Annotated in this window: 3 protein-coding genes; all 3 read left to right on the forward strand. The window is 69.0% G+C overall.

Annotated elements, in window-relative coordinates; genetic code table 11:
- Positions 1-57 precede the first annotated feature (57 nt).
- The 3 genes from ACFU7D_RS29485 (at position 58) to rpsI (ending at position 1,804) form a co-directional block, all read left to right on the forward strand.
- Complete coding sequence (locus ACFU7D_RS29485) at positions 58-576, forward strand: hypothetical protein (RefSeq protein WP_378874051.1); 519 nt, start codon at positions 58-60, stop codon at positions 574-576.
- 266 nt (positions 577-842) lie between these two features.
- Entirely contained in the window at positions 843-1,286 is a 444-nt protein-coding gene (rplM, locus tag ACFU7D_RS29490; protein ID WP_091051763.1) for a 50S ribosomal protein L13, read from the forward strand.
- A 14-nt stretch (positions 1,287-1,300) separates the two neighbouring features.
- The gene (rpsI, locus tag ACFU7D_RS29495) at positions 1,301-1,804 is read left to right on the forward strand and encodes a 30S ribosomal protein S9 (protein WP_378726270.1); all 504 of its coding nucleotides are present in this window, start codon (positions 1,301-1,303) and stop codon (positions 1,802-1,804) included.
- The last annotated feature ends 58 nt before the right edge of the window (positions 1,805-1,862 follow it).

Raw genomic sequence — 1,862 nt, forward strand, 5'->3', positions numbered from 1 at the left:
ACCGAAGTCAAAGGCCCGGCACAGCCTCCCCACAGGAACCGGGCGGACTCTGGAAACATGAGCGACAAGAGTACGGACGGCGAGGCTCCGGAGCCGGCGGAGCCGACGGTCGAGCAGCCCGCCGTCGAGCAGCCCGCCGCTGAGCAGCCCGCGCCGGAGGCCGCGGCGTACGCCCCGCCCGCCTATGGGCCGCCCGCCTTCGGCCCGCCGGTCGCGGCTGCCGCCGTCCCGGTTGCGGTACCGAAGAAGAAGCTCGCCGAGCGGGTCTTCGGCTGGAAGAGCGTCGCGACTGCGGCGGCCGTCGGGCTCGTCCTCGGTGGTGGCGTCGCCGCCGGGGTCGCTGCCGCCGTCGTCGACGGTGGTTCCGATCAGAGTCAGCGAGAGCTGGGCCAGATGCGGGGCGACGGTCAGATGCCCTACGGCCAGATGCCCGACGGTGGCCAGCTCCCGGGCGACGATCAATTCCCGGACGGCGGCCAGATGCCCGACTTCGGCCAGGGCGACCGTGGTCCGGGCGACTTCGGCCGGCAACAGGACCAGTCCGACGGACAGTCCTCCCCGGGTCAGTCGAGCTGACCCGCCCAAGATCGCGTACGCCGTCCGGCTCCCCGACCGGCGGCGTACGTCTTGATTTGTCTCTGCCGTACGGGGGCTCGTAACCTTGTGAGGTCGTGACTCCTGCCGCGTCCTGATCATTTCGCACGGTCAGGGACGCAGATCCGGATGACTGTCGCTGGGACCACCCAGAGGACAGGGCAGGCCGGGCCGTGTTCGTCAGAAGCCACGCAGCACCATCCCGGTGCGCATCCGTGCGCCGGGTCCAACGAACTAAGAAGGCACACGTGCGTACTTACGCTCCCAAGCCGGGCGACATCGAGCGCGCCTGGCTCGTGATCGACGCGACCGACGTCCGTCTCGGCCGCCTCGCGGTCCAGGCCGCTGAGCTCCTCCGCGGCAAGCACAAGGCGATCTTCGCGCCCAACGCGGACACCGGCGACTTCGTCATCGTCATCAACGCCGAGAAGGTCTCCCTCTCCGGCAACAAGGCCAAGACCAAGCTGGCTTACCGCCACTCCGGCTACCCGGGTGGTCTGACCGCGACCCCGATCGGCGAGATCCTCGAGAAGGACGCTCGCAAGGCGATCGAGTCCGCTGTGTGGGGCATGCTGCCGAAGAACAAGCTCGGCCGTCAGATGCTCAAGAAGCTCAAGGTCTACTCCGGTCCGACGCACCCGCACGCCGCGCAGCAGGCCGTTCCGTTCGAGATCAAGCAGATCGCCCAGTGAGCCAGGACCAGGACATGACTGAGAACACCGCCGTAGAGGTCGAGGAGACCTTCGAGACCGACGAGCAGGGCCTCGCGTACACCTCCGAGAGCGCCCCGTCCGCCGACACCCCCGAGCGTCCGGCGACCATCGCCCCGGCCGCCGCCACCGGTCGCCGCAAGGAGTCCGTCGCCCGCGTCCGGATCGTCCCGGGCACCGGCAACTGGACCATCAACGGTCGCACCATCGAGGACTACTTCCCCAACAAGCTGCACCAGCAGATCGCGAACGAGCCGTTCGCTGCGCTGCAGCTCGAGGGTCGCTTCGACGTGATCGCCCGCATCGACGGTGGCGGCATCGCCGGCCAGGCCGGTGCGCTGCGTCTCGGCGTGGCCCGCTCGCTCAACATCGTTGACGAAGAGGCCAACCGCCCGACCCTGAAGAAGGCCGGTCTGCTGACCCGCGACGCCCGCGTCGTGGAGCGGAAGAAGGCCGGTCTCAAGAAGGCCCGCAAGGCCTCGCAGTTCAGCAAGCGCTAAATCGCCTGCTCCACTGCTTTACACGTTCGCCCCGGCGGCACCCATCGTGCCGCTGGGG

This window comes from Nocardioides sp. NPDC057577 (assembly GCF_042801335.1).
Classification (GTDB): domain Bacteria; phylum Actinomycetota; class Actinomycetes; order Propionibacteriales; family Nocardioidaceae; genus Nocardioides.

What these genes read in the sequence shown, in the direction of transcription:
- ACFU7D_RS29485 (WP_378874051.1), top strand. Translation starts at nt 58, where the DNA reads ATGAGCGACAAGAGTACGGACGGCGAGGCTCCGGAGCCGGCGGAGCCG.
- rpsI (WP_378726270.1), top strand. Translation starts at nt 1,301, where the DNA reads ATGACTGAGAACACCGCCGTAGAGGTCGAGGAGACCTTCGAGACCGAC.